23 protein-coding genes and 2 rRNA genes are annotated in these 22,220 nt (G+C 63.5%); 14 read left to right on the plus strand and 11 right to left on the minus strand.

Annotated features, from left to right (window positions below):
• Positions 1-5 precede the first annotated feature (5 nt).
• A 5S ribosomal RNA gene (gene rrf, locus LDH66_RS10135) occupies positions 6-127 on the plus strand.
• 71 nt (positions 128-198) lie between these two features.
• Positions 199-320, plus strand: a 5S ribosomal RNA gene (rrf, locus tag LDH66_RS10140).
• A 113-nt stretch (positions 321-433) separates the two neighbouring features.
• Here the strand turns inward: rrf (LDH66_RS10140) and LDH66_RS10145 are convergent.
• The 3 genes from LDH66_RS10145 to LDH66_RS10155 form a co-directional block, all read right to left on the minus strand.
• Positions 434-1,780 carry an RNase J family beta-CASP ribonuclease gene (locus LDH66_RS10145; protein ID WP_226480967.1) on the minus strand — a complete coding sequence of 449 codons (1,347 nt, stop codon included), beginning with the start codon at positions 1,778-1,780 and terminating at the stop codon, positions 434-436.
• Between the two features lie 689 nt (positions 1,781-2,469).
• Positions 2,470-2,745: a helix-turn-helix transcriptional regulator gene (locus LDH66_RS10150; RefSeq protein ID WP_226482001.1), complete on the minus strand. Its 276-nt coding sequence runs from the start codon at positions 2,743-2,745 to the stop codon at positions 2,470-2,472.
• A 471-nt stretch (positions 2,746-3,216) separates the two neighbouring features.
• Entirely contained in the window at positions 3,217-3,411 is a 195-nt protein-coding gene (locus tag LDH66_RS10155) for a cold-shock protein (protein WP_006187181.1), read from the minus strand.
• 463 nt (positions 3,412-3,874) lie between these two features.
• Between LDH66_RS10155 and LDH66_RS10160 the strand changes: the two genes are divergently transcribed.
• The 4 genes from LDH66_RS10160 to LDH66_RS10175 all read left to right on the plus strand — a co-directional run bounded on the left by LDH66_RS10160 (position 3,875) and on the right by LDH66_RS10175 (position 7,805).
• The gene (locus LDH66_RS10160) at positions 3,875-4,600 is read left to right on the plus strand and encodes a queuosine precursor transporter (protein WP_226480968.1); all 726 of its coding nucleotides are present in this window, start codon (positions 3,875-3,877) and stop codon (positions 4,598-4,600) included.
• A 101-nt stretch (positions 4,601-4,701) separates the two neighbouring features.
• A complete protein-coding gene (locus LDH66_RS10165; RefSeq protein WP_226480969.1) occupies positions 4,702-5,799 on the plus strand; it encodes an aminopeptidase in 1,098 nt (365 codons plus the stop codon).
• A 368-nt stretch (positions 5,800-6,167) separates the two neighbouring features.
• Positions 6,168-6,782 carry a DUF309 domain-containing protein gene (locus tag LDH66_RS10170; protein ID WP_226480970.1) on the plus strand — a complete coding sequence of 205 codons (615 nt, stop codon included), beginning with the start codon at positions 6,168-6,170 and terminating at the stop codon, positions 6,780-6,782.
• A 150-nt stretch (positions 6,783-6,932) separates the two neighbouring features.
• Positions 6,933-7,805, plus strand: a complete 873-nt coding sequence (locus tag LDH66_RS10175; RefSeq protein WP_226480971.1) for an LLM class F420-dependent oxidoreductase — start codon at positions 6,933-6,935, stop codon at positions 7,803-7,805.
• A 23-nt stretch (positions 7,806-7,828) separates the two neighbouring features.
• On the opposite strand, the gene LDH66_RS10180 is transcribed toward LDH66_RS10175, so the two are convergent.
• Both LDH66_RS10180 and LDH66_RS10185 read right to left on the minus strand, forming a co-directional pair.
• Complete coding sequence (locus LDH66_RS10180) at positions 7,829-8,800, minus strand: aldo/keto reductase (protein WP_226480972.1); 972 nt, start codon at positions 8,798-8,800, stop codon at positions 7,829-7,831.
• A 221-nt stretch (positions 8,801-9,021) separates the two neighbouring features.
• The gene (locus LDH66_RS10185) at positions 9,022-9,486 is read right to left on the minus strand and encodes a cupredoxin domain-containing protein (protein WP_226480973.1); all 465 of its coding nucleotides are present in this window, start codon (positions 9,484-9,486) and stop codon (positions 9,022-9,024) included.
• Positions 9,487-10,193: 707 nt separating this feature from the next.
• On the opposite strand from LDH66_RS10185, the gene LDH66_RS10190 reads away from it, so the two are divergent.
• The gene (locus tag LDH66_RS10190) at positions 10,194-11,018 is read left to right on the plus strand and encodes a helix-turn-helix transcriptional regulator (RefSeq protein ID WP_226480974.1); all 825 of its coding nucleotides are present in this window, start codon (positions 10,194-10,196) and stop codon (positions 11,016-11,018) included.
• A gap of 124 nt (positions 11,019-11,142) precedes the next feature.
• Here LDH66_RS10190 and azf read toward each other — a convergent pair whose 3' ends face one another.
• Complete coding sequence (gene azf, locus LDH66_RS10195; protein WP_226480975.1) at positions 11,143-11,913, minus strand: NAD-dependent glucose-6-phosphate dehydrogenase Azf; 771 nt, start codon at positions 11,911-11,913, stop codon at positions 11,143-11,145.
• A 239-nt stretch (positions 11,914-12,152) separates the two neighbouring features.
• On the opposite strand from azf, the gene LDH66_RS10200 reads away from it, so the two are divergent.
• The gene (locus LDH66_RS10200; protein ID WP_226480976.1) at positions 12,153-12,392 is read left to right on the plus strand and encodes a CDGSH iron-sulfur domain-containing protein; all 240 of its coding nucleotides are present in this window, start codon (positions 12,153-12,155) and stop codon (positions 12,390-12,392) included.
• Positions 12,393-12,422: 30 nt separating this feature from the next.
• Here the strand turns inward: LDH66_RS10200 and LDH66_RS10205 are convergent, their stop codons facing one another.
• The 3 genes from LDH66_RS10205 to LDH66_RS10215 are packed head-to-tail and all read right to left on the minus strand — an operon-like array spanning position 12,423 to position 15,986.
• Positions 12,423-14,909, minus strand: a complete 2,487-nt coding sequence (locus LDH66_RS10205; RefSeq protein WP_226480977.1) for a heavy metal translocating P-type ATPase — start codon at positions 14,907-14,909, stop codon at positions 12,423-12,425.
• A gap of 1 nt (position 14,910) precedes the next feature.
• On the minus strand, positions 14,911-15,771 hold the full coding sequence (locus LDH66_RS10210; RefSeq protein WP_425492947.1) for a sulfite exporter TauE/SafE family protein: 861 nt from the start codon (positions 15,769-15,771) through the stop codon (positions 14,911-14,913).
• Positions 15,768-15,986, minus strand: coding sequence for a DUF8131 family protein (locus LDH66_RS10215; protein ID WP_226480979.1), 219 nt, complete (start codon positions 15,984-15,986; stop codon positions 15,768-15,770). The genes LDH66_RS10210 and LDH66_RS10215 overlap by 4 nt, the downstream gene beginning before the upstream one ends.
• A gap of 100 nt (positions 15,987-16,086) precedes the next feature.
• Between LDH66_RS10215 and LDH66_RS10220 the strand changes: the two genes are divergently transcribed.
• From LDH66_RS10220 to LDH66_RS10235, 4 genes are read left to right on the plus strand one after another with little or no spacing between them, the layout of a single operon-like run.
• Positions 16,087-16,290 (plus strand): signal peptidase complex subunit 2, encoded by a 204-nt coding sequence (locus LDH66_RS10220; protein ID WP_226480980.1) that lies wholly within the window; start codon positions 16,087-16,089, stop codon positions 16,288-16,290.
• On the plus strand, positions 16,287-17,102 hold the full coding sequence (locus LDH66_RS10225; protein WP_226480981.1) for a cupredoxin domain-containing protein: 816 nt from the start codon (positions 16,287-16,289) through the stop codon (positions 17,100-17,102). The genes LDH66_RS10220 and LDH66_RS10225 overlap by 4 nt, the downstream gene beginning before the upstream one ends.
• Positions 17,062-18,828 carry a b(o/a)3-type cytochrome-c oxidase subunit 1 gene (locus LDH66_RS10230; RefSeq protein WP_226480982.1) on the plus strand — a complete coding sequence of 589 codons (1,767 nt, stop codon included), beginning with the start codon at positions 17,062-17,064 and terminating at the stop codon, positions 18,826-18,828. The genes LDH66_RS10225 and LDH66_RS10230 overlap by 41 nt, the downstream gene beginning before the upstream one ends.
• Entirely contained in the window at positions 18,829-19,038 is a 210-nt protein-coding gene (locus LDH66_RS10235; protein ID WP_226480983.1) for a CbaC protein, read from the plus strand.
• A 26-nt stretch (positions 19,039-19,064) separates the two neighbouring features.
• Here LDH66_RS10235 and LDH66_RS10240 read toward each other — a convergent pair whose 3' ends face one another.
• Together LDH66_RS10240 and LDH66_RS10245 are read right to left on the minus strand one after the other, a co-directional pair.
• Complete coding sequence (locus LDH66_RS10240) at positions 19,065-20,099, minus strand: mannose-1-phosphate guanylyltransferase (RefSeq protein ID WP_226480984.1); 1,035 nt, start codon at positions 20,097-20,099, stop codon at positions 19,065-19,067.
• Between the two features lies 1 nt (position 20,100).
• Positions 20,101-20,412, minus strand: a complete 312-nt coding sequence (locus LDH66_RS10245) for a DUF7091 family protein (protein WP_226480985.1) — start codon at positions 20,410-20,412, stop codon at positions 20,101-20,103.
• Between the two features lie 123 nt (positions 20,413-20,535).
• Here LDH66_RS10245 and LDH66_RS10250 point away from each other — a divergent pair, with 123 nt between their 5' ends.
• Complete coding sequence (locus tag LDH66_RS10250) at positions 20,536-21,426, plus strand: dihydrodipicolinate synthase family protein (RefSeq protein WP_226480986.1); 891 nt, start codon at positions 20,536-20,538, stop codon at positions 21,424-21,426.
• A 258-nt stretch (positions 21,427-21,684) separates the two neighbouring features.
• Positions 21,685-22,089 (plus strand): hypothetical protein, encoded by a 405-nt coding sequence (locus LDH66_RS10255; RefSeq protein ID WP_226480987.1) that lies wholly within the window; start codon positions 21,685-21,687, stop codon positions 22,087-22,089.
• Positions 22,090-22,220 lie beyond the last annotated feature (131 nt).

Consider the following 22,220-nt stretch of genomic DNA (forward strand, 5'->3'; position numbering starts at 1 on the left):
GGCGTTACGGCGGCCACAGCGGCGAGGGTCCTCCCGTACCCATCCCGAACACGGAAGATAAGCTCGCCTGCGTTACGATCAGTACTGGAGTGGGCGACCCTCTGGGAAATTCGTTTCGCCGCCACCATTCATATCGACTCATACAGTCGAGAGTGACCGATCGTGGTCTGACGGCGGTTCGATTCCGCCGATCGGCATTCAAGCGGCCACAGTGGCGAGGTTCCTCCCGTACCCATCCCGAACACGGAAGATAAGCTCGCCTACGTTTCGGTCAGTACTGGAGTGGGCGACCCTCTGGGAAATCCGATTCGCCGCTCCCATTCATATAACCCCACACAGCAACCGCTGTGTGGGGTTTTCCTATTTATTCCATAAAACAGTGATAGCACTGTTCACTACTCGAGACAACGACAAAAACGGCAGTCGATACAGCTTAGACGAGTTCGATGACGTTCCCGTTCGAGGTGACGTGGAGGTCGCGTCCGAGCTTGTATCCACGGTTGGACGCCAGTTCGACGTACCCCGAGAACCCGCTCATGTCTTGGTGAGCTGGGATAATGTGCTCGGGTTGCAGCGCATCGAGCATCTCGTAGTGACCTTCCTGACAGAGGTGGCCAGAGACGTGGATGTCGTCATAGATGCGTGCGCCCTGCATGCGGAGCAGCTTTTCGGCCTGGTAACGCTGGCCTTCGTTCGTCGGTTCGGGAATAACGCGAGCGGAAAAGATGACTTTGTCGCCGTCCTCCAGTTCGTACGGCGTTTCGCCGCGACCCATTCGCGTCAGTGTTGCTCGAGGCTCGCCTTGATGACCGGTGACGACGGGCAGGAAGTTCTCCTTGCCTTCGTTCATGATGCGCTCGAACGTCTGCTCGATGGACTGGCGGTAGCCGACCATCTCGACGTCAGAGGGGAAGTCGATACCGATCTGTTTTGCGGTCCCGGAGTAGGTCTCCATCGAGCGCCCGAGGAGGATCGGCGTGCGATCGATATCTCGAGCGAATTCGATGAGGGATTTCACGCGGGCGATGTGACTCGAGAACGTGGTGGCGACGATACCGCCGTCGTAGTCCTCCATGCTGTAGAGGACGTCGCGGAGGTGTTCGCGGGCGACGTTCTCGGAGGGGGTCCGTCCCTTCTTGTTCGCGTTGGTACAGTCCTCGATGTAACAGAGGACGCCCTCGCCTTCGCGGCCGATCTCGCGGAACCGCTCCATGTCGATCGGGTCGCCGATGACGGGCGTGTGGTCCATCCGTTTGTCCAATCCGTAGACGACCGCCCCCTCCGGCGTGTGGAGGACGGGGTTGATCGCTTGGACGATCGAGTGCGTGACGTTGACGAATTCGAGGTCGACGGCACCGGAGTCGCCGATCGACATCGTTTCGCCGGCCTCCATTTCGACGAGGTCGTTGTCGGTGTTGAACTTCCCTTCCTCTTCGAGTTCGCCTTTGACCAGCTCGAGCGTGAACGGCGTCGCGACGATGGGCGCATCGTATCGGTGGGCCAGTTTGGAGATGGCACCGATGTGGTCTAGGTGGCCGTGGGTGGGGACGATCGCTTTGACGTCGCCCTCGAGGTCGCTCATGACTCGATCGTCGGGGATAGCGCCCATGTCGATCAGATCGAGACTGTGCATCCCTTCGGTGCGGATGTTGTCGTGAATCAGGACCTTCGACAGGTTCAGTCCCATGTCGAAGATCACGATGTCGTCACCGGCGCGGACAGCCGTCATCTGTCGCCCGACTTCCTCGTAGCCGCCGATTGTTGCGATTTCAATTTCCATTGGTGGGGCCGATCAGAGCAGTCCTGTGGACAGTCGTACAGCCAGAATGGCTGCTGGGTGAGATGTCCTGCAACGGAGCATGGATTCGATCACGTTCGCTGTGGTTCGAATCGAAGGCTCAGTCCCAACTGTGCCAGGGACAGCGCCTGTTTCGGTTAGTGAATCAACGACTCCCCCGACGTAAGTAGTTCTGGGTTTCAGGGCGGACACTGAGAAACTGGGTGAATTCGATTAACTGTCTTGAGTGGAATCCGGTCTCGGTCGTGAGTGATATAACGATTGATCCGAGAATCCGGGTTCAGTTCTGCACTCTCCAGAACTGGCTTGTGAGGTAACCCGAAATCGGCGGCACGAACGGTGACGTGCGGGGATTCTACGAGATCGGGTGACGGCGGGTATGCAGAGCTACTGAGAACTCGAGCAGAGAAACGGGGTAGACGGTCGTCCGGTCTGGAGTCGACATCGGTGATCGGTGATCGTCAGGGCGCGGATATTCGACCACTTGAGCGGTGATCGGGAGGCCAGCTCGCCAAACGATTTCGTTGTGGCGCTCGTCCCAGGGGTACTCTCTCGGGAGTTCGATTATACTGGGCCAGGCGCTGTAGGCACTCTTGTCGCGGTTAGTCCGTGGTCTCGTAGGGGTGTGTGACGCTGCTATCGGTCGGGCATCGCAGGAGAGGTGGGGTCGGTTACTGGTTGATATACTGTTGTTCCCACTCTCGGCGCTCTTCGATGGCCTGTTGGCCGCGATCACTAATCTCGTAATAGTTCGTCCGTCGATCGAGTTGTCCTTTTTCAACGAGATCTTTGTTGACGAGCGTATCGAGATTGGGATACAAGCGTCCGTGATTGATTTCACTGTTGTAATACGTCTCGACTTCGTCTTTCACGTCTTGGCCCGACGGTTGATCGGCCCCTGCGATCACGTACAGCAGGTCGCGTTGAAACCCTGTCAGATCGTCCATTTTGTACTCAGGTGGACGGACGGGAACCCGACTATTTGTTATCGATTTCGTATCAACCGTTTCCAGTACGTTCAGTGGAGCTAACTGAGTCATTCGTGGTACTGTCTGTCGTTTCGTCTGGTAATCGCGGCCTACATTCGACCGCTCGCCCTCGTTCCACCCGTCTTAGATTTTCGAGAGAAAACAGCAACAGGCGGCACGTGCGGGACTATGTTTACAGTGAGCACACCGGTGTACTCGGGTGATGATGAGCGACGGTCGAGCGTCGGGACGACAGGAGCCACTGAAAGTCAATGCACTCGATCGCACGATAGCTGTGCGATCGGTGTGTGAATCGTTTCGGTTGGTACTATAGCGAGACGAGGGTTCGGCTCGGGTAGTCGAACCACGATGGCGTCCGCTAGTGTCGAGTAGTGTGCTGAAGAATGATATTCGAAGTGTGAAACCCGTTACCGAACGTAAAAAGCCGTATTACAGGCGGGTGACGTTGGTGGCGCGGGGGCCCTTGGGGGCCTGTTCGATATCGAATTCGATGTCTGTGCCTTCTTCGAGGTCCGGACCGCCAACGTCTTCCATGTGGAAGAAAACGTCATCGTCTGCGTCGTCCGTCTCAATGAAACCGTAGCCGCCTGTGTCGTTGAAGAAATCAACGTTTCCTTTCGCCATTGCAATTCAATCGAGGCCGGGGATACGTATAACAGTTGTGTTACAGATCATATATCGAAACGAAAATAATTCAGCCCGGAATCCGACGATCGACCGACGCACGTTGCAGAAACCAGGGTGTTAATCCTCATCGAGAGCTAATACTTCGTCTCGAGCGGACCGATCGAGAGGCAGTCTCTACGTAGGAGCGGTCGTGTGAGTCCAGTTGGTGGACTCCCTGCGGAGGACCGATACCGACGAATCGCACTGAGTCTCGTTCAGTTCGTTGCGACACGAACCGACTGTTTGTCCAGAGTCCGTCTCGGGACTACCGTGACCGGTTGTCAGGGCCACTGTGACCGTTTAGCAGGGTTCGCGTAGTCGATCGGGGACATCGCTCGAGCGGACTCGAGTCCGTCGTCGTCCATACTCGAGTAATCCGTGAATAGTACCGTTTAGGTGGGACCGATGGGTACGCGACCCCATGAACCAGACACGGAGCCGCGACGGGGCGACGATCGCGCAGGTCGCGCTGATCGGCCTCTTCGTGACGGCGCTCGTGACCGCACAGCTGACCGCGTCGAAGGTACTCGCGTTCGAACTGCCGTTCGCACTTCCGATTACGGGCGCGCAACTCGTGTTACCCGGTGCGGCGCTCGCGTACGCGCTGACGTTTCTCGCGAGCGACTGTTATACCGAACTGTACGGTCGTCGGGCAGGGCAGATCGTCGTCAACGTAGGATTCGTCCTGAACGCCGTGGTCCTCGCGCTCGTCTGGTCGACGATCGCCGCGCCGGCCGCACCGAACAGCGTCGATCCCGATGCGTTCGAGACGGCGCTCGGCGCGTCCACCAACGTCGTCCTCGGGAGCCTGCTCGCGTACCTCGTCAGTCAGAACTGGGACGTGATCGTCTTCCACCGGATTCGGGAGTCCACTGGCGCCGAGAAACTCTGGCTTCGCAACATCGCGTCGACGGCGAGCAGTCAGGCGATCGACACCGTCATTTTCGTCTCGGTCGCGTTCGCTATCGCACCCGCCGTCCTCGGCGTCGGCGCCGTTCTGCCGACGAAGGTCATCCTCTCGTTGATGGTCGGTCAGTACCTGCTGAAATTCGCGATCGCGCTCCTCGACACGCCGATCGTCTACGCGATCGTCTCCGTCGTGCGCTCACGCGAGGAACTCGTCGCCGAAGACGCTCACACTGTCTGATTCCTCGCGTCTCGACGGGGCGACCGTCGCGACGGTGTTTCGCGTTCACGTCTCTGCGTCAGAACGGGGAGCGTTTAGTAGCCCGCTCGAGAGGGTGAGATATGGACGAACGCGTACGCGAACACGCCGAGGTACTGGTCGACTGGAGCGCTCGCGTCGAGTCGGGTGACGACGTCGTCCTCTCCGTGGGGCCCGACGCCCACGAGCTGGCGGTCGCGGTCGCCGCGGAGTTGGGCGACCGAGGGGCGAACCTCCTCGCGACCTATAGCTCGGGCGAGGTTACGCGGGCTTATCTCCGGGCGCACGACGGCGACTTCGACGAGAGCCCGGCCCACGAACTCGCCGTCGTCGAGAACGCCGACGTTTACCTCTCGCTCGGCGGCGGTCGGAACACGAGCGCGACGGCCGACGTCCCCGGCGAGCAGCGACGAGCCTACAACGACGCTCGACGCGAGATTCGAGAGACCCGACTGGGCACCCGCTGGGTCTCGACGGTCCATCCGACGCGGTCGCTCGCCCAGCAGGCGAACATGGCCTACGAGGAGTACCAGGAGTTCGCCTACGAGGCGATCCTGCGGGACTGGGAGGCGCTGGCCGACGAGATGGCCCAGTTGAAGGACATCCTCGACGCCGGCTCCGAGGTTCGGCTGGTCTCGAGGGACACCGATCTCACGATGGAGATCGACGGGCGGACGGCAGTCAACAGCGCCGCCTCGGTGGCGTACGACTCGCATAACCTCCCCAGCGGGGAGGTCTTCACCGCACCCTCTGCGACCGAGGGCGAGGTGACCTTCGACGTGCCGATGACGCTGCGGGGCGAGTCAGTCCGGAACGTCCGCCTCGAGTTCGCGGACGGCGAGGTCGTCGACTACGACGCCGATCAGGGCGGGGACGTCGTCGGTGAGATCCTCGAGACGGACGCGGGCGCGCGCCGGCTGGGCGAACTCGGTATCGGGATGAATCGCGGGATCGACCGCTACACGGACAACATTCTCTTCGACGAGAAGATGGGCGATACCGTCCACCTGGCGCTCGGCCGGGCCTACGACGCCTGTCTCCCCGACGGCGAGTCAGGCAACGAGTCTGCCGTCCACGTCGATCTGATTACCGATGTCAGCGAGGACTCCCGCCTCGAGGTCGACGGGGAGGTAATCCAGCGGAACGGCGTCTTCCGATTCGAAGACGGGTTCGACGCGTAGCGACGAGCGACTACCGGAGCGATGAGAGTCCTGTTGCGGACGGCCGCTACTCGAGCGTTGGTAATCACTGCTTACGGCCCGTCGAAAGCGATCCGGAACGACGGAAATAGTCGAATACTAATATATACGCACCGACTCATGTCGAGTACCGCCAGACCGGTGGCGGCTAGTAACCGGTTGGGGAGCGCTCCCCTCAGTTGACCCGTCCACAGTCGTCTGCCCGCCCTGCCGGAGGCGGAACGCGAACCGTCGGCCGCCGCCGATCGGAGTCACTCACTCCCGGTGTGACCCCGGTCGCTGCGGCCGACGGGATATCCGGCGGTCACCGTTTTCGTCACGTTCTCGAGTCTCGAGCCCTAACCACGGCTATGCGCGATCGGATCCGGGCCGGCGTCGCCGTCTTCAACGATGGTCACTACCACGCCGCCCACGACGCCTGGGAGGACCGCTGGCTCGAGCTCGAGTCGGGGAGCGACGACGAGCGACTGCTCCACGGCTTGATCCAGTACAGCGGTGCGGTCTACCACGCCCGCGAGCGCAACTGGGAGGGTGCCGTCGGCCTCGCAGAGAGCGGTGGCGAGTACCTCGCGGACCTGCCGGCCGACTACCGGGATCTCCGACTCGAGCCGGTCCGGTCGTTTCTGTCTCGGCTCGCGGCCGATCCCGAGATCGTCGAGCGGCGGTCGCCGGTCCGTCTCGAGCACGAGGACACTGTCCCGGGCCTGACCGATCTCGGTTTCGAGCCCACGGCGATCGCGGCGGTCGTGCTCGCCGAGGAGTTCGGCTACGACGAGGACCCAATCGACCGGACTCGTGGGTACGCACAGCAGGATCTCGAGGCCGGCGAGGACGGCAGCAAGTTCATCACGCTGCTGTTCGATTTCGTCCGCGAGGACGAGAATCGCGGGATCATCTACCAGCGACTGACCGATCACGTCGGCAGGCGGCGGGCGCGCGAAGAGGACGTGAAAGGGCTGTTCTGAGCGGTCGAATTCCCGGTAGCGCTCGAGCGAGACGGCGACTCACCGCAAGCGGGTTTCCTGACTCGAGCCCGACACGATCGCACGGTCGGCGGTGCGCCGTCGCTGCAGCGGCAGCTACACGTTCAAGTTCGATCCAGTCGAAGACCAGGTATGGAAATCGGTACCGTGCTCCCGCAACTCGAGATCGGGCGCGATCCAGCGACGATAGCCGACTACGCGCGGCGGGTCGAGGCGTCGGGGTACGAACACGTGCTGGCGTACGATCACGTCCTCGGCGTGAATCCGGACCGGAAGGACTGGGACGGCCCCTACGACTACGAGAGCACGTTCCACGAGCCGCTGACCACGTGCTCCTATCTGGCGGGCCAGACCGAGGAGTTGGCGTTCATGACGGGGATTCTCGTCCTGCCGCAGCGCCAGACCGCGCTCGTGGCGAAGCAGGCCGCACAGCTGGATCTGTTTACCGACGGCCGGTTCCGCATGGGGGTCGGCGTCGGCTGGAACGAGCCCGAGTACGTCGCGCTCGGCGAGGACTTCTCGCGGCGAGGGAAACGCATCGAGGAACAGGTCGAGGTGCTCCGCCGGCTCTGGACCGACGAACTCGTCGACTTCGAGGGAGAGTTCCACGAGATTCCGGACGCCGGCATCCGACCGCTGCCGGTTCAGCGGCCGATTCCGCTCTGGATGGGCGGCATGGCCGAGCCGGTCAAGCGCCGCGTCGCTCGACTCGCAGATGGCTGGTTACCCCAGTTCCAGCCGGGAGACGAGGCCGAGGAGCACCTCGCGGACCTCTACGAGTACGCCGAAGATGCGGGCCGAGACCCCGACGACATCGGCCTCGGCGGCCGGATGTACGCCGTTCCCGACGAGGAAGACGAGTGGATCGAACGCGCCCAGGCCTGGCGGGACCTCGGTGCTGACTACCTCTCGATCACGACGATGTACCAGGGGCTCGAGGGCGAGGAACACACGGCTCACCTCGAGCGAGTCGCGGCGGTACTGGAGGACGCCGATCTGCTGTAGCGAGCGGACGGCCGGGACCTTCCTCACTCGTGGCCCGCGACCGGCAGCGGCTCGTAGGGTTCCTCGAGATACTCCATATCGGAGTCCGAGAGGTCGATCTCGAGGGCTTCGACGGCGTCCTCTAAGTGTTCGACGCTGGTCGTCCCGACGATGGGGGCGTCGACCCAGTCCTTGTGGAGCAGCCAGGCGAGAGAGATCTGCCCCATCGAGACACCCTCGTCGTCGGCGAGTTCCTGTACGCGTTCGTTGATCTCCTCGCCCCCACCCTGGAGGTACGACATCTGCTCGAGATATTGGTCGGTCTGGCCTCGCGTCGTCGACTCGATTTCCTCGTGGGGGCGGGTCGCGACGCCGCGGGCCAGCGGCGACCACGGAATGACGCCGACGTCTTCTTTCTCACACAGAGGCAACATCTCGCGCTCCTCCTCGCGATAGAGGACGTTGTAGTGGTTCTGCATCGTCGCGAACCGCTCGAGACCCAGCGCATCGCTGGCCTGGAGTGCCTCGGCGAACTGGTGGGCCCACATCGACGACGTCCCGACGTACCGCACCTGTCCGCGCCGGACCGCGTCGTCGAGGGCGCGCAGGGTCTCGCCGATCGGCGTGTCGTAGTCCCATCGGTGGGTCTGGTAGAGGTCGATCGTGTCCATGCCGAGTCGATCGAGACTCGCCTCGAGTTCCTGTTCGATCGCCTTGCGGGAGAGCCCGCTCGCGTTCGGGTTGTCGGGATCCATCTCGCCGAAGACCTTCGTCGCGACGACCTGCGAATCGCGGTCGTAGCCCGCGAGGGCGTCGCCCAGGATCTCCTCGGACTCGCCCGTGGAGTAGACGTTCGCGGTGTCGAAGAAGTTGATCCCGAGGTCGATCGCGCGCTCGATGAGTTCCTCGCTTTCCTCGGGCTCGAGCATCCACTCCCGGCCCGTGCCGAAGCTCATACAGCCCAGACAGATTCGACTGACTTTCATTCCCGTCGATCCGAGCGTCGTGTACTCCATGCTGGACCACTAGCCACGCCCAGCGACAAAACCTCGTGGCCCGTCATCGCTGGTTGCCGGTTTTCCGTCTGCGATCAAGCAACGAGAGTTACGAGAGTCGTAATTGTCCGTGGCCGGCGACCGGTCCGCTCAGAGATGAGCAATGCCCGACCGAGTCGCATCCACGGTCGTTATCGGAGACGCCGTCCCCTGTTTCGAAAAAATCGGTAGATAGATCTCTATCAGTCGAACTTACAGTGGCCTTTTCGCTCACCGGGCATCTCACCGCCCTCGTCACTGTCGTGGGCCTGCCCACCGGGATCGCCTCGGTCCTTGTCGTGTCCCGGGGGATCCGCGTTCTCTGCGCCCCTGCTGTTTTCGACGCAGACGGCTTCGACCGTCACGTCCGCTGCCAATATGGGCCACGTCTGTTCGCCCGGATGCGGACAGCGGTGGTAGGCCTCCGATGCGCTCACTCTGAGTGTGTACGTCCCCGGATCCAGTTCCGGAATCGTCACCGTTTGATCGAAGTGTTTGTGCTCACCGAGTTCACTGGCCCGTTCACTGTGTTGTCCTAGGTCAATCCAGCCGCCACTACCGTCCTGGATAGCGAAAACGAAACAGGCCTCAGCGGCGTGTCCGGACTGCCAGTGGACTTCGAACGTCACTGACTCACCGATCTCTGCAGTCACTGACTCTGGCTCCATAGCCAGGTCTTGGACGTGGTGAGCGCTGGAAATACCGGAGAACCCGCCGATACTAATCGCACTGATCCCCGCTCCTTTTAATACGGTACGCCTATCCACTCCCTTCGGATCTATCGTCCACTTTGACATAGTCGACACCACTGTGGCACAGCGCCACACAACTCGATTCGACTAAATCCCTATTTGCGCTATTCATCGGTAATTCGCCCGCGTACTGGCGAAATCAGAAAACGTTTTCTGAAAAAGAGCCGAAATATTTTGGTGATGAACGGATCGGTGGACTGCATTACCTCTTTACGGAGGATCGCCCCTGTCGTCCTCCCGTCGACTACTTGAGGAGAGCAGGTCCACCTCGCTGATGCCGAGGATCACATCGCACTCCGGACAGACCCACGTTACCGCTGCTATTCCTCGTCCTGCGCCCTGCGGAGTGGCAGCAGGGTCGGGTACCGGCTGGATTTGCTCGTTACAGGAGGGGCACGTGGCCATTATACTGAATTACTCTCTTTCCGTTCAACCCGTCTATACGAGTTCTCGTAGTGCCCTGTTCATCTTTAAACTACCTTCTGATCTGTCGATCGACATGTATCAATTTAACGTACGTTCTCCGAAGACAAAAATTCTATTCTATTCACAATGATTGAAGCAGATCTATGATATTAGATATAAGATGTGTTCTCTGGAAGGGTCATGTCCGGTTGGTGAAAATGGCTTCAACAGAACTAGTACTGGAGATCGTCGACGTTCTCCGGAAACGAAAGGGGATACTGGCGTGCCTCTTGGAAGAACCTCGAGACAAAGCGACTCTCTGCAACGAGCTAGAAATTCCGCGCTCGACGTTAGACAGAGCTATCAGGGAACTCGAATCGATCGGAATGGTCGCGTATATCGACGGTGAATACGCTGTCACTGCTTCCGGGAAACGACTAGTCCGCGACTTTTTTCGATTCATAGAACGAGCGGAACTGACACTCGAGTTAGAGCCATTTCTCCAGTGGCTGCCGCCCGATGAGTCTGACTTCGATATCCAGTGGTTAGACGAGGCGGAATTGTTCGTCCCGACCGACGCCGATCCGTATGCGATAATCAATCGACACGTGCAACTACTGCGGGAAACGGACCACATGCGAGGATTGCTTCCGGTCGTCGGATTGCACGCCTATGAGGCCGCTCACGAAAACATCGTAGAGAACGAAGCCGAAGCTGAACTGACCATCGAAACGGATGTCGCAGAGGTAGTGACATCGACGGCACCCTTCGCAGAATTGACCGAAGAGATGCTCGAAACCGGACGATTGGAAATATCCGTTTACGACGGATCAGTTCCTTACTTCATCGGTGTATTCGACGATAATGTCGTCCAGATCGGCGTCGGCGAGTATAGAGAACCACGCGCGATGGTCGAAACCGATCGCAGAGAAGTACTGACGTGGGCGGACGAGAGGCTAGCCGAATACAAGCGAGGTGCTGAACGACTTTCCGGTGAAGCCGAGCGCGACTTCCGACGACCGGTGAACGAGCGAAAAACCTAGGGATCCATAGTACACTCGGCGGAGAACCACATACGGATCGACCACAACGGGTGCCTCAACGCGCGATACAGCGTATTGACATCGATCGAGGGTGAGAGGACCGTCGCGTAGAAGTCCTGCAATCTTAGTTGTCCGGAATGACCCGCTCTTCACCGTCGTAGTACGCGGAGTTGTCCTGCGGCTCGTAGCCGAGCGCCTCGCGGGCGCGCTCGAGCGAGTAGTATTTCCGGTCGTTGTCTGAGATGCCGTAGACGATCTCGTAGTCGTAGTCGGCGCGGATACAGCGATCGAACAGGTGTGCACAGTCCCGGTAGGAGAGCCACATCGCCTGCCCGCGCTCGTAGTCGATCGGCGGGTGGCCCTCGGTGAGGTTCCCGATGCGGACGCAGGCGACCGAGAGGTCGTATTCGTCGCGGTAGTACCGGCCGAGGGTTTCGCCGGCGGCCTTCGAGACGCCGTAGAGGTTGCTCGGCCGCGGGAGTTCGGTGCCGTCGAGCAGGTACTCGTCGTGCTCGCGGTACATCTCGGGTGTGCGCGCGTCGGTCTCGTAGTTCCCGACGGCGTGGTTCGAGGAGGCGAAGACGACCTTCTCGACGCCCGCGTCGACGGCGGCCTCGAAGACCGTCTGCGTGCCGTCGATGTTGTTCGTCAGTACGCTATCCCACGGCGCTTCGGGGCGCGGGTCGCCGGCGAGGTGGATCACGACGTCGATTCCCTTCATCGCCTCACGGACGGCGTCGCCGTCGGTGATGTCCGCGACGACGAACTCGCCCGGCTGGTCCTCGGTCGGCGGATCTCGATCAAGTAATCGCCACTCGTGGTCGTCCGCGAGGCCGCCGAGGATGGCCTCTCCGACCCGCCCCGCAGCCCCCGTGAGCAGGACTGACTGTGCCATTCGTTCGGTGTGAGGGACAGCGTCGATAAGTACCATGCGGTTCGCCGGGAGTGCGGTCGGTGGTGCCACGCGACTCTCGGTCCCAGTGAGACGTCATCGTCTCTCCCCCGTTCTTCCCGTCTCACACGACCGGATTCGATCGCTCGAGACACGAGACGCAGTGTACGCCGAGCCGACGGAGAGCGGCGAGACGGGGATCACGAGAAGGGTTTTGGCGTCGGCAGTCCGAGACTCGTTCGATGACACGACTCGTCGAACTCGAGGAGAGGGGACCGCGAAAGCTCGAGCCGTCGGACACCGACGACGAAAAGGGAGATATCGCGGTCTGTCAGTGCGGGCTCTCTGAGTCGTTTCCGTTCTGCGACGGGAGCCACCGACGGACGCGAGACGAGGACGACGGGACGACCTACGTCTACGAGGACGGTGAGCGCCGGGAAGTCGAGCGGGTCGTGACGGCCGACGACGGCGAGGACGCGTAAGCGGCCCGTCGGTCGGCGGTCACAGACGCCCTAAATCGAGCGCACCGAGTTACAGACGACGAGCGCGCTGCTCGCGGCCATCGCGACGGCGGCGAACAGCGGGTTCAGTAGCCCGGTGACCGCGAGCGGGATCGCGACCGCGTTGTAGGCGAACGCCCAGCCGAGGTTCTGTCGGATTCGCCGATGCGTTCGGGTCGCGACGGTGAACGTCTCGGCGACGGCCGCGAGGTCGTCGTCGACGATCACCGCGTCGGCCGCGTCGGTCGCGAGTTTCGTGCCGCCGCCCATCGCGATTCCCACGTCGGCGGCGGCCAGCGCGGGCGCGTCGTTGCTCCCGTCGCCGACCATCGCGACCGTCCCGCGCGCCCGGAGCCGGTCGACGGTCTCGGCCTTCGCTTCCGGCGGGACGCCGGCGAAGACCTCGTCGACCCCGTCCAGTTCGCGGATCCCCTCGACCGCGGCCCCCTCGTCGCCGGTGAGGACGACGACCTCGCGGCCCGCGGCGAGCGCCTCGAGCGCGTCGTCCAGTTCCGCGCGCGGCGAGTCGCCGACGGCGATCGCGCCGCGGACCCGACCGTCCCAGCCGACGGCGACGGGGACGCGACCGGCGTCGCGGACGTCGTCGATGCGTGGCTCGAGGGCGTCGGGAACGGCGTGGCCGCGCTCGCGAAGGAAGTCGGGGTGGCCGGCGACGATGTGGTCGCCGTCGACGACGCCGCTGACGCCGCGAGCGGCCCGCTCGAACGATTCGACGGCGGCACCGTCATCGCCGGCCTCGGTATCACCGTCGTCGACCGCGTCTCGGGTCGCGGAATCGGGCGCCGCCTTGACGATGGCTGCGGCGATCGGGTGCTCCGACAGCAACTCGACCGCACCGACCCGTCGAAGTACCGCGTCCGGATCGGTGCCGTCGGCGGCGTGGACGGCCCCGACGGCCATCCGTCCGGTCGTCAGCGTCCCGGTCTTGTCGAGGACGACGACGTCGACGTCCGGGGCGTCCTCGAAGATCGTCTCCGCGGCGACGACGACCCCCCGCTTCGCGGCGGCCTGAACGCCCGCGGCGATCGCCAGCGGCGTCGCTAGCCCGAGCGCGCAGGGACAGGAGACGATGACGACCGTCAGCCCGAGCAGGAGAGCGGTCGACGGACTCGAGCCGGTCGCGAGCGCGACGGCCGCCGCGCCGACGGCGAGGACGACGACCAGCGGGACGAAGACGGTCGCGAGCTTGTCCGCGAGGCGCTGGACGCCGGGCCGGGCGCTCTGGATCGACCAGAGCAGCGAGACGAGGCGATCGAGCGTGCTCTCGGCCTCGTCGCCGACCGCGATGACGATTGGGGCGTCCGTGACCACGGTCCCGCCGCGGACGAAATCGCCGGGCTCCTTCCCGACCGGCAAGGACTCGCCGGTGACCAGCGACTCGTCAACGGCGGCGGTCCCCTCGACGATCTCGCCGTCGAGGGGCACCCGTTCACCGGGGCGGACGAGTAGTCGGTCGCCGGGGTCGACGGCCTCGAGCGGGACCCTCTCGCCGCTTTCGAGGCGGGCCTCGTCGACCTGTCGTTCGGTCAGTTCCGAGAGCAGTCCGGTCGCGCGACGTTTGACCGCCTGCTCGTAGTGGGTGCCGACGGTCACCACGAGAACGATCGCGACGGTGACGTCGAAGTAGAGGTGGAGGTGGCCGAGCAGCGTCGCGACCACGCTGTAGGTGTACGACCCCAGCGCTGCCGTCGCGACGAGCAAGTCCATGTTCGGCCGGCCTGCTCTGAGACTGACGTATGCACCGCGGAGGATCGGATAGCCGGTGTAAAACAGGATAAACGAGGCCAGCAACCAGATGTTCGCGGCGAGGAAGAAGCCGTCGTAGCCGCCGAAGTCAGCCACCGGCTCGAAGCCGAAGTAGGTCGGATACAGAAAGAGGACGTACCACACCATGACCATCATGCCGAAGAACCCGCCCAGCAGGAGCGAGACGAGTCCGTCGTCCGCGTCCACCTCGTCTTCGGCGGCCCGATCGGCTGCAGTGTAGCCGTAGCCGGAGACGAGGTCCGGAAGGTCGTCGGCCGCGAGCCGGTCGGGGTCGTAGACGATCCGGATCGTGTCCGTCGCGTAACTGGCCGTCGCGCCGAGGACGCCGTCTTCGCCCTCGGCGGTCGCCTCGAGGAAGGCCTCACAGGTCGCACAGTGCATTCCCTCGACCGCGAGGAAGGCGTCGTCGCCGTCGAGCGCGTCGAGATCGCGCTCGTTCTCGCCGCTTCGGTCGTCCGCTCGCGACCGGATCGTCGATTCGTCCGGCGCGTCGTCGGCGCGCTCGAGCGTTCGGGAGACCTCGAGACAGCCCCGACAGCAGAACGAGCCGTCGACGTCGGGGTCGGTGATCGGCTCCGCGGGCGTCGGGAGATCACACAGGTCGCAGGTACCGACGTCGGCGGTCGCGTTCGGGGTCGTCCTCGCGCTCGCGGTGTCGGATTCCGAGACCGGCGCGGACGAGTCCGTGATCGGTTGCGAGTCCTGACTCATGTTAGAAGGGTTGCGCGAAGGGAATCGGCGGGTGTGGCAGGTGGACGCCGTACAGCATCAGTCCGTGCTGGAGGGGGAGATAACCGAGGACGACGAACGCCGCGCCCAGCCCGCGATGGAGGCGCACGCGCGTATCGGCCTCGATCGCGGTCAGGACGGTTCCGTATGCGAACAGCGTCGGGATCGTTCCCAGACCGAGGACGGCCAGCGAGAGCGCGCCGCGCGCCGGCGAGCCGACCGCGAACGCGTAGAGGTAGGCCGGATAGATGATCGGACACGGCATGAAGCCGTGGACCGCGCCGAGCGCGACGATCCCGGGCGAGGTCGCGAGGCGATCGATCCGGCTCGAGAGCAGTCCCGAGAGCCGGCCGAACAGCGAGCCGACGACGGGGAGGCCGTGACCGGGGACTGCGGTTTCGCCTCGGAGATAGTACAGCCCGCTCGCGACGATCGCGATCCCGACGAGAACCCCGGTCGCCCCCCTGACGGAATCGCCGACCGCGGCGACGGCCTCGCTCGAGGCGATCGTGATCGCACCCAGCAGGCCGAACAGGCCGCCGATGGCCGCGTAGCTGGCCGTCCGACCGAGGTTGAACAGCGCGTGCTGGCGGACTTCGAAGCCGGTGAGCGAATCGTCGCGGCGCTTCTCGCTCGCGGCCCCGATCCGGTCGGCGTAGGTCGTCACCAGCGGACCGCACATCCCGAGACAGTGTGCCCCGGCGAGCAGGCCGACGACGACGAGGACGAGGAGGTCGGCGTGCTCGAGGCCGGCGCTGAGCAGGGTTGGGACCTCGAGCCCCACTATCGAGATCGAATCCGCAGGGGTCGATACGGGAGTCATCTGGCAGAGACCGGTGTTCAGCTCGCGGTCCCGTTGCCGTCTCCGGAGTGGCCGTGGCCGTGCCCGCCTTCGACCGGAGACATCGCGACGTACAGCGAACCGAAGATGACGACGAGGTTGATCGCGGTGACGATGCTTGCCAGCGCCGAATGCGTGATCCCGTAGACGATCACCGGACCGAACGCGAGCAGCCCGACGGCCGCTGCATGGCGAGGCGTGACGCTCTCGAGGGACATACCCGCCAGTGGTTTCGGAGACGGCTTAAGTGGTTGAGATGTTCCCAACGTCCGGGAAGTTCGGCCGGTAGTAAGTCCTCCCCTCGCCCTACCAGCCCGTATGGCTTCGGCAATGGAAACGAGCGAGACCGATCAGACCCGCGAGATCGGTCACGAGGAGTACGACCCGATCGGGACGGCGATCCTGATCGGGATCTACTTCCTGATACTGGTACTGCTGTGGCTGTTCATGTACTTCGTCGAGTTCCTCGGCAACGGGCCGACCGTCGTCGGCGCGCTTCTGACGGTGGTGGGACTGGCATGAACATCCACACCTACGAGAAGGCCTGGCTGGTCGCGGCCATGGTATTGATCGTTGGCTTCATCGCGACGATCACGTACGGCGCGGTCGGTCCCGGCATCGCAATGATCGACGACGACGGCGGGACGGTCGACCCCGACGAGATCAACGACCACGAACGGTTCAGTGACCCCGGCGTCGACCACGTCGGCGGCAACGAGTACGAGGTCACCGTCATCGCACAGGCGTGGCTCTACACGCCCGAGGAGATCGAAGTGCCGGCCGGTAGCGAAGTGACGTTCTACGTCACGAGCCGGGACGTGACACACAGCTTCTCCGTGGTCGGGACGAACGTCAACACGATGGTCATCCCCGGCCAGGTCTCCGAGATGACCGTCCAGTTCGACGAACCGGGCGAATACGGCGTCCTCTGTAACGAGTACTGCGGGGAAGGCCACCACACGATGGAAGGCCTCCTCACCGTCGTCCCCGAAGACGAGTTCGATCTGACCGAGCTGTCGGTCGACGCACCGCGCGAGGTCGAGGCGGGCAACGAGACGACGATCACCGCGAACGTGAGCAACGGCATGCAGGACGACCTCGAGACGACCGTGACCCTCGAGATCGACGGAGAGACCCGCGAGGAGGAGATCACGGTTCCCGGCGACGGCAGCGAAGAAGTCGCGTTCGCCGTCGACACCGCCGCGCTCGGCGAGGGCGAACACGACTGGACGGTGACCGCCGACGGCTACGAGGAGAGCGGGACGCTCTCGGTCGTCAGCGCGACCGACGGCGATGAGAACGGGGCCGGAGACGGAGGTGACGGCGATGCGTAACGCGTACGTCGACCAGTTCCCGGCCGAAGCGCGGCTGATCAAGGCGGCCTTTTGGAGTTCCTTCATCGCGCTGGCGATCGGCGGTCTGCTCGGGCTCGTCCAGGCGCTCCACCGAACGGACGTCCTCCGGTTTATCGACTCGGCGGACTACTACACCGTCCTGACTGCCCACGGCGTGTTACTGGCGATCACCTTCACGATCTTCTTCCTCGTGGGGATCTTCACTTGGGCGGTGACGACCAGCCTCGATCGGGGGCTCGAGGACCTCCGATTTACCTGGTCCTGGTACGCGATGATGGTCGTCGGAACGGTGCTGGTCGGCGTCTCGATCCTCGGCGGCGTCGTCGAGTCCATCGACATGCAGGCGGACGTGCTCTTTACGTTCTACTCCCCGCTACAGGCCCATCCGGCCTTTTATATCGGGTTGGTGTTGTTCGTCGTCGGCACCTGGCTGGCCGGGGCCGACTGGTTCCGGGCGTGGTGGGCGTGGCGGGCCGAGAACCCCGACGAACGGATTCCGCTGCCGACGTTCATGACCCTGACGACGACGCTGTTCTGGTACCTCTGTACGATCGGCGTCGCGCTGTCGATCCTCGTGCTCCTGTTGCCGTGGTCGCTGGGGATCGTCGACTCCGTCAACCCGCTGCTCAACCGGACGCTGTTCTGGTACTTCGGACACGCCGTCGTCTACTTCTGGCTGATGCCCGCGTACATGTTGTGGTACATCATGCTGCCGAAGCTCTCCGGCGGGAAGCTGTTCAGCGATCCGCTCGCACGGGTCGTCTTCGTGCTCTTCCTCCTGCTGTCGACGCCGACCGGGATCCACCACCAGTACTTAGATCCCGGTATCGCGGAGGGGTACAAGTTCATCGCGATGACGAACACGATGTTCCTCCTCCTGCCCAGCCTGCTGACCGCGTTCACCGTCGTCGCGAGCATGGAACACGGCGCGCGCCAGCGCGGCGGAACCGGGTATCTGGGCTGGCTCAAGGCGCTGCCGTGGCGTAACCCCGTCTTCACGGGCATGGCGCTCGCCGGCCTGATGTTCGCCGCGGCCGGCTTCTCCGGCATGATCAACGCCGGGATGAACATCAACTACCTCGTCCACAACACGTGGTGGATCGTCGGCCACTTCCACCTGACCGTCGGCACCGCCGTCGCGCTGACGTTTATGGCCGCGGCCTACTGGTTCGTCCCACAGGTCACCGGGAAGGCGCTCTGGAACCGCTCGCTCGCGCTGGTTCAGGTCCTGGTCTGGTTCGTCGGCATGACGTTCATGTCGAACGCGATGCACCGCTCTGGGCTGTTCGGCATGCCGCGCCGGACCGCCGAGCCACAGTATCAGGGCTTCGACTTCGAGCCCGCCGCCGGGACCGTCGGCGAGATCAACGCACAGGTCGCCCTCGGCGCGGTGCTGCTGACGGTCGCGCTGGCCCTGTTCCTCCTGAACATGGTCATGACGTCGGTCAACGGCTCGAGCGACGCGATTCCGGACAACACCTACGCCGGAACGCTGTCGGGTCCCGAGGACGCGCCGGTCGTCCTCGACAACCTCAAGCTCTGGACCGCCATCGCGACCGTCCTCGTGGTCTTCGCGTACACGCTCCCGCTCGCGAGCATTATCGACGCCGGCGGACTGTTCGGTCCCGGCATCGACGGCTTCCAGCTCGCCATCGAGACCGATCCCGCGCTCGTCCTCGAGTCGCTCCGGGAGGTGGTCCCGTAGATGCGCATCTCGAAGGGCGCGCTGCTGGTCGTCGTGGCCGTCCTCGTGCCGTTCGTGGTCGAGTTCCGGACGGCGCTCACGTGGCTCGGGATCGAGCTCTCCGTCCTCGAATCGGTCGCGCTCGCCGGGGCCCTCGTCCTCGGGCTCGTGATCTGGGCGCTGTGGCCCGAGGACGAAAACGCCGAGACTGAACCGTCGGGCTCGAGATAACCCCCCGGCGGTCGAGTTCTCACGTCTCAGAAGGCGTCGCGCTCGCGGAGCCGCGCGACCACGTCGCGGACCCGCTGTGAGGCGTCCCGCGGGGCGACCAGAATCCGGTCGTCGAACGCGGCGACGATCAGGTCGTCGACGTCGAGCAGGGAGACGTGCGAGTCGGGCGCGGCGACGACGTTGTTCGCGGCGTCGATCGAGAGCACGTCTCCCGCGACGAGTTCGTTTTCCGCGTCGGCATCGCCGGCCTCGAGCACCCGTCCGACGGCGTCCCACGTCCCGAGGTCGTCCCACTCGGTCGAGAGCGGCGTTACGAAGACGTCGGTCGCGCGCTCCATGATCGCGTAATCCACGCTGACGGCGTCGATCGCGTCGAAGCCCCGACCCGGAGCACCGTCCTCGAGCGCGTCGACCAGCGGTGTGAGCGGCGAGTCGCGCGCTTCCCGCAACAGCGCGCCGGGCGTCCAGGCGAAGATCCCGGCGTTCCAGTACGCGCCGGCCTCGCAGAGTTCCGTCGCGGTCTCGCGGTCCGGTTTCTCGGTGAAGCGCTCGACGGCCGCGTAGTCCGTCGTCTCGAGTCCCGTCTCGCTCCGCTCGGGGACGATATAGCCGTAGCCCGTCGCCGGCCGCGTCGGCTCGACGCCCAGCGTGACGAGTCCGTCCGTTTCGACCGCGAGTTCGGCGGCGCGCTCGAGCCGTTCGGAAAACGCCGCGTCGTCGGCGACGTAGTGGTCGCTCGGCAAACAGAGCAACACCGGCTCCCGATCGAAGCGCTCGCGGAGCCGCCAGGCGGCGTAGACCAGCGCCGGGCCGGTGTCCTTGCCGTCGGGTTCGATCAGGACGCCCGCCTCGGGCGCGTGCTCGTGGATCTCATCGGCGAAGGAGTCACGAGTCAGCACGTAGCGCTCGTCGGCGAACGCCGTCCGGTCCATCGTCCGCGAGAGCAGCGAGCGCTCGCCGCCGAGCGGGAGGAACTGTTTCGGGCGATCGCTCCGGCTCGCGGGATAGAGTCGGCTCCCGGTCCCACCGGCGAGGACGCAGGCGATGACGGGCCGATCCATCTTACCAGGTCTCGATCCGTCCGGCGCGGACGTCCTCGGCACATCCCTCGCAGTCGGGGTGGCCCGCCTCGTAGCAGGCGGGTCGGTACTCCTCGTCGAGCTTCGCCGCCCGCTGCTCGGCGTAGCGCCGACAGACGATCTTCGCCCGGCCCGCGTCGTCGGACGGCAGCCCGCGGGCGTTCTTCGCGACCTCGTAGGAGTCGCGGGCCTCCTCGAGTTGCTCGTCGGTCGATTTCCGGAGTTCCTCGAACTGCTCGCCCGCCTCCTGCAGCGTCGAGCGGAGGAACCGCTCGAGTTGACGCCGATCCGGCATTGGCCCATCGTTCGGCGGCGGGGCACATAGGCTCGTCGCCCGTAGCGCCCGGTGGGGACGGCGAGACGGCGTTCGACGAGCGACGATGGGAACGACTTTCACGGAGCCGACGAACCCACGACCATGGCTCTTCGCGATGCGCTTCAGGGAATTACCTGTCCGATGGTGACGCCGTTCGACGACGGATCGATCGACGAGGCGGCGCTCGACGACCTGCTCGAGCACCTCCACGAGGGCGGGGTCGACGCGGTCTTCCCCTGCGGAACGACCGGCGAATTTCCGGCGCTGACGGCGGACGAGCAGCGGCGCGTCGTCGAGGCGACCGTCGACTGCGCCGACGTCCCCGTCGTCGCCGGGGCCGCGGAAACGAGCGTCGACGACACGATCGCGGCGATCGACCGCGCCGCCGCGGCCGGTGCCGACGCCGCCGCGATCGTCGCGCCCTACTTCACCACCGCGAACGCGCCCGACGGCAACCGGCGGTTCTTCGAGGCCATCCTCGACGGGGCCTCGATTCCGGTCATCCTGTACAACATCCCGCAGTGTACGGGCCAACGCATCGAGCCCGAGACCGTCGCCGCCGTCGCCGAACGCGAGGACGCGATCGGGATCAAGGACTCGAGCGGCGACCTCGAGTACTTCCTCTCCGTGCTCCGGGAGACGCCCGAGGAGTTCCTGTGTCTGCAGGGGTACGACGCGCTGTTAGTCCCCGCCCTGCGGATGGGTGCCGACGGCGGGATCAACGCGCTGTCGAACGTCGTCCCCGAGGTCCTGCGAGAGGCGTTCGAACGAGCCGAGGACGACCGCGGACGAGAACTCCAGCGCGACGCGATCTCGCCGCTGTTCGAGGCGTGTACGACCCACGACTTCGCTCCGGCGGCGAAGACCGGGCTCACCGCCCGCGACGTCATCCCGTCCGACGAGGTCCGCCCGCCGCTGGTCGCCGTCGACGACGCGGGAACGAAAGCGATCGGTGACGCGCTCGAGGACGCGCTCGTAGTCAGCGAGCAGTAGCAATAGTGAAGGTGTCATAGAAGTCTTTTCACAGTATTTATTACAGAATCACTACGGCAGATTAAAATATAAATAGGTGTGCGAACTGAGCGCCACCAATTCGATCAGATACGGATGATAATCGAAGAGTCGTGCTGAATACAGAGCGCGAATGCAGCACGAATCAGAACTCGATCAACAACACTGATCACTCAATACAGGAGGGTGCACAACTGCATTACTCCAAAAACACTTATTGATTGAAGACACATCCCTTGTATGAAACGGCGCACCTTTGTTTTGGGAACAATTCCTCTCTGCTCGGGGTTTGCTGGATGTACGGGGCAGTTCTCTGATTCTCGGATGATCTCCGTGACCGTCTTTAACCATTCCGAGAGACCCTACACGATCGAAATGGCTCTTTCACGAACAGATGAGGACATCTCCAGAAGCGAATCCCGGGCGTTCTCAGGACGGATCGATGTTGAGCCAGACGAGCAAACTATCCGTAAAGACGTTGCTGAACAACAGCAGTATCTCATAGAGTACAGCCTCTTTGAGGACAATTCCTTTCTAACAGAACAAGACCACTTCCACTACTATCCGGGTGACGAGGATGAAAGTGGTAGTCTGGCGTTTGATATTACTTCGTCAGGAACCCTGACGCGAAGGTGGGCCATCTGAACATCTACTGATTGACTGATTCAGCACGAGTTGGTCGAAACAAACGATATCGATTTGTTGCATCCTTTCTCTGTATTCAACACGACGTTTTTGATCAGTATCTGACAGACCGATGGCCACGCCGATAGCTA

The sequence above is a fragment of the Natrinema amylolyticum genome (assembly GCF_020515625.1).
GTDB lineage: Archaea > Halobacteriota > Halobacteria > Halobacteriales > Natrialbaceae > Natrinema > Natrinema amylolyticum.

Bases quoted from the DNA above. Each gene is read 5' to 3' on its own strand.
- LDH66_RS10145 (WP_226480967.1), bottom strand. From the start codon at position 1,780: ATGGAAATTGAAATCGCAACAATCGGCGGCTACGAGGAAGTCGGGCGA.
- LDH66_RS10150 (WP_226482001.1), bottom strand. From the start codon at position 2,745: ATGGACGATCTGACAGGGTTTCAACGCGACCTGCTGTACGTGATCGCA.
- LDH66_RS10155 (WP_006187181.1), bottom strand. From the start codon at position 3,411: ATGGCGAAAGGAAACGTTGATTTCTTCAACGACACAGGCGGCTACGGT.
- LDH66_RS10160 (WP_226480968.1), top strand. From the start codon at position 3,875: ATGAACCAGACACGGAGCCGCGACGGGGCGACGATCGCGCAGGTCGCG.
- LDH66_RS10165 (WP_226480969.1), top strand. From the start codon at position 4,702: ATGGACGAACGCGTACGCGAACACGCCGAGGTACTGGTCGACTGGAGC.
- LDH66_RS10170 (WP_226480970.1), top strand. From the start codon at position 6,168: ATGCGCGATCGGATCCGGGCCGGCGTCGCCGTCTTCAACGATGGTCAC.
- LDH66_RS10175 (WP_226480971.1), top strand. From the start codon at position 6,933: ATGGAAATCGGTACCGTGCTCCCGCAACTCGAGATCGGGCGCGATCCA.
- LDH66_RS10180 (WP_226480972.1), bottom strand. From the start codon at position 8,800: ATGGAGTACACGACGCTCGGATCGACGGGAATGAAAGTCAGTCGAATC.
- LDH66_RS10185 (WP_226480973.1), bottom strand. From the start codon at position 9,486: ATGGAGCCAGAGTCAGTGACTGCAGAGATCGGTGAGTCAGTGACGTTC.
- LDH66_RS10190 (WP_226480974.1), top strand. From the start codon at position 10,194: ATGGCTTCAACAGAACTAGTACTGGAGATCGTCGACGTTCTCCGGAAA.
- azf (WP_226480975.1), bottom strand. From the start codon at position 11,913: ATGGCACAGTCAGTCCTGCTCACGGGGGCTGCGGGGCGGGTCGGAGAG.
- LDH66_RS10200 (WP_226480976.1), top strand. From the start codon at position 12,153: ATGACACGACTCGTCGAACTCGAGGAGAGGGGACCGCGAAAGCTCGAG.
- LDH66_RS10205 (WP_226480977.1), bottom strand. From the start codon at position 14,909: ATGAGTCAGGACTCGCAACCGATCACGGACTCGTCCGCGCCGGTCTCG.
- LDH66_RS10215 (WP_226480979.1), bottom strand. From the start codon at position 15,986: ATGTCCCTCGAGAGCGTCACGCCTCGCCATGCAGCGGCCGTCGGGCTG.
- LDH66_RS10220 (WP_226480980.1), top strand. From the start codon at position 16,087: ATGGCTTCGGCAATGGAAACGAGCGAGACCGATCAGACCCGCGAGATC.
- LDH66_RS10225 (WP_226480981.1), top strand. From the start codon at position 16,287: ATGAACATCCACACCTACGAGAAGGCCTGGCTGGTCGCGGCCATGGTA.
- LDH66_RS10230 (WP_226480982.1), top strand. From the start codon at position 17,062: ATGAGAACGGGGCCGGAGACGGAGGTGACGGCGATGCGTAACGCGTAC.
- LDH66_RS10235 (WP_226480983.1), top strand. From the start codon at position 18,829: ATGCGCATCTCGAAGGGCGCGCTGCTGGTCGTCGTGGCCGTCCTCGTG.
- LDH66_RS10240 (WP_226480984.1), bottom strand. From the start codon at position 20,099: ATGGATCGGCCCGTCATCGCCTGCGTCCTCGCCGGTGGGACCGGGAGC.
- LDH66_RS10245 (WP_226480985.1), bottom strand. From the start codon at position 20,412: ATGCCGGATCGGCGTCAACTCGAGCGGTTCCTCCGCTCGACGCTGCAG.
- LDH66_RS10250 (WP_226480986.1), top strand. From the start codon at position 20,536: ATGGCTCTTCGCGATGCGCTTCAGGGAATTACCTGTCCGATGGTGACG.
- LDH66_RS10255 (WP_226480987.1), top strand. From the start codon at position 21,685: ATGAAACGGCGCACCTTTGTTTTGGGAACAATTCCTCTCTGCTCGGGG.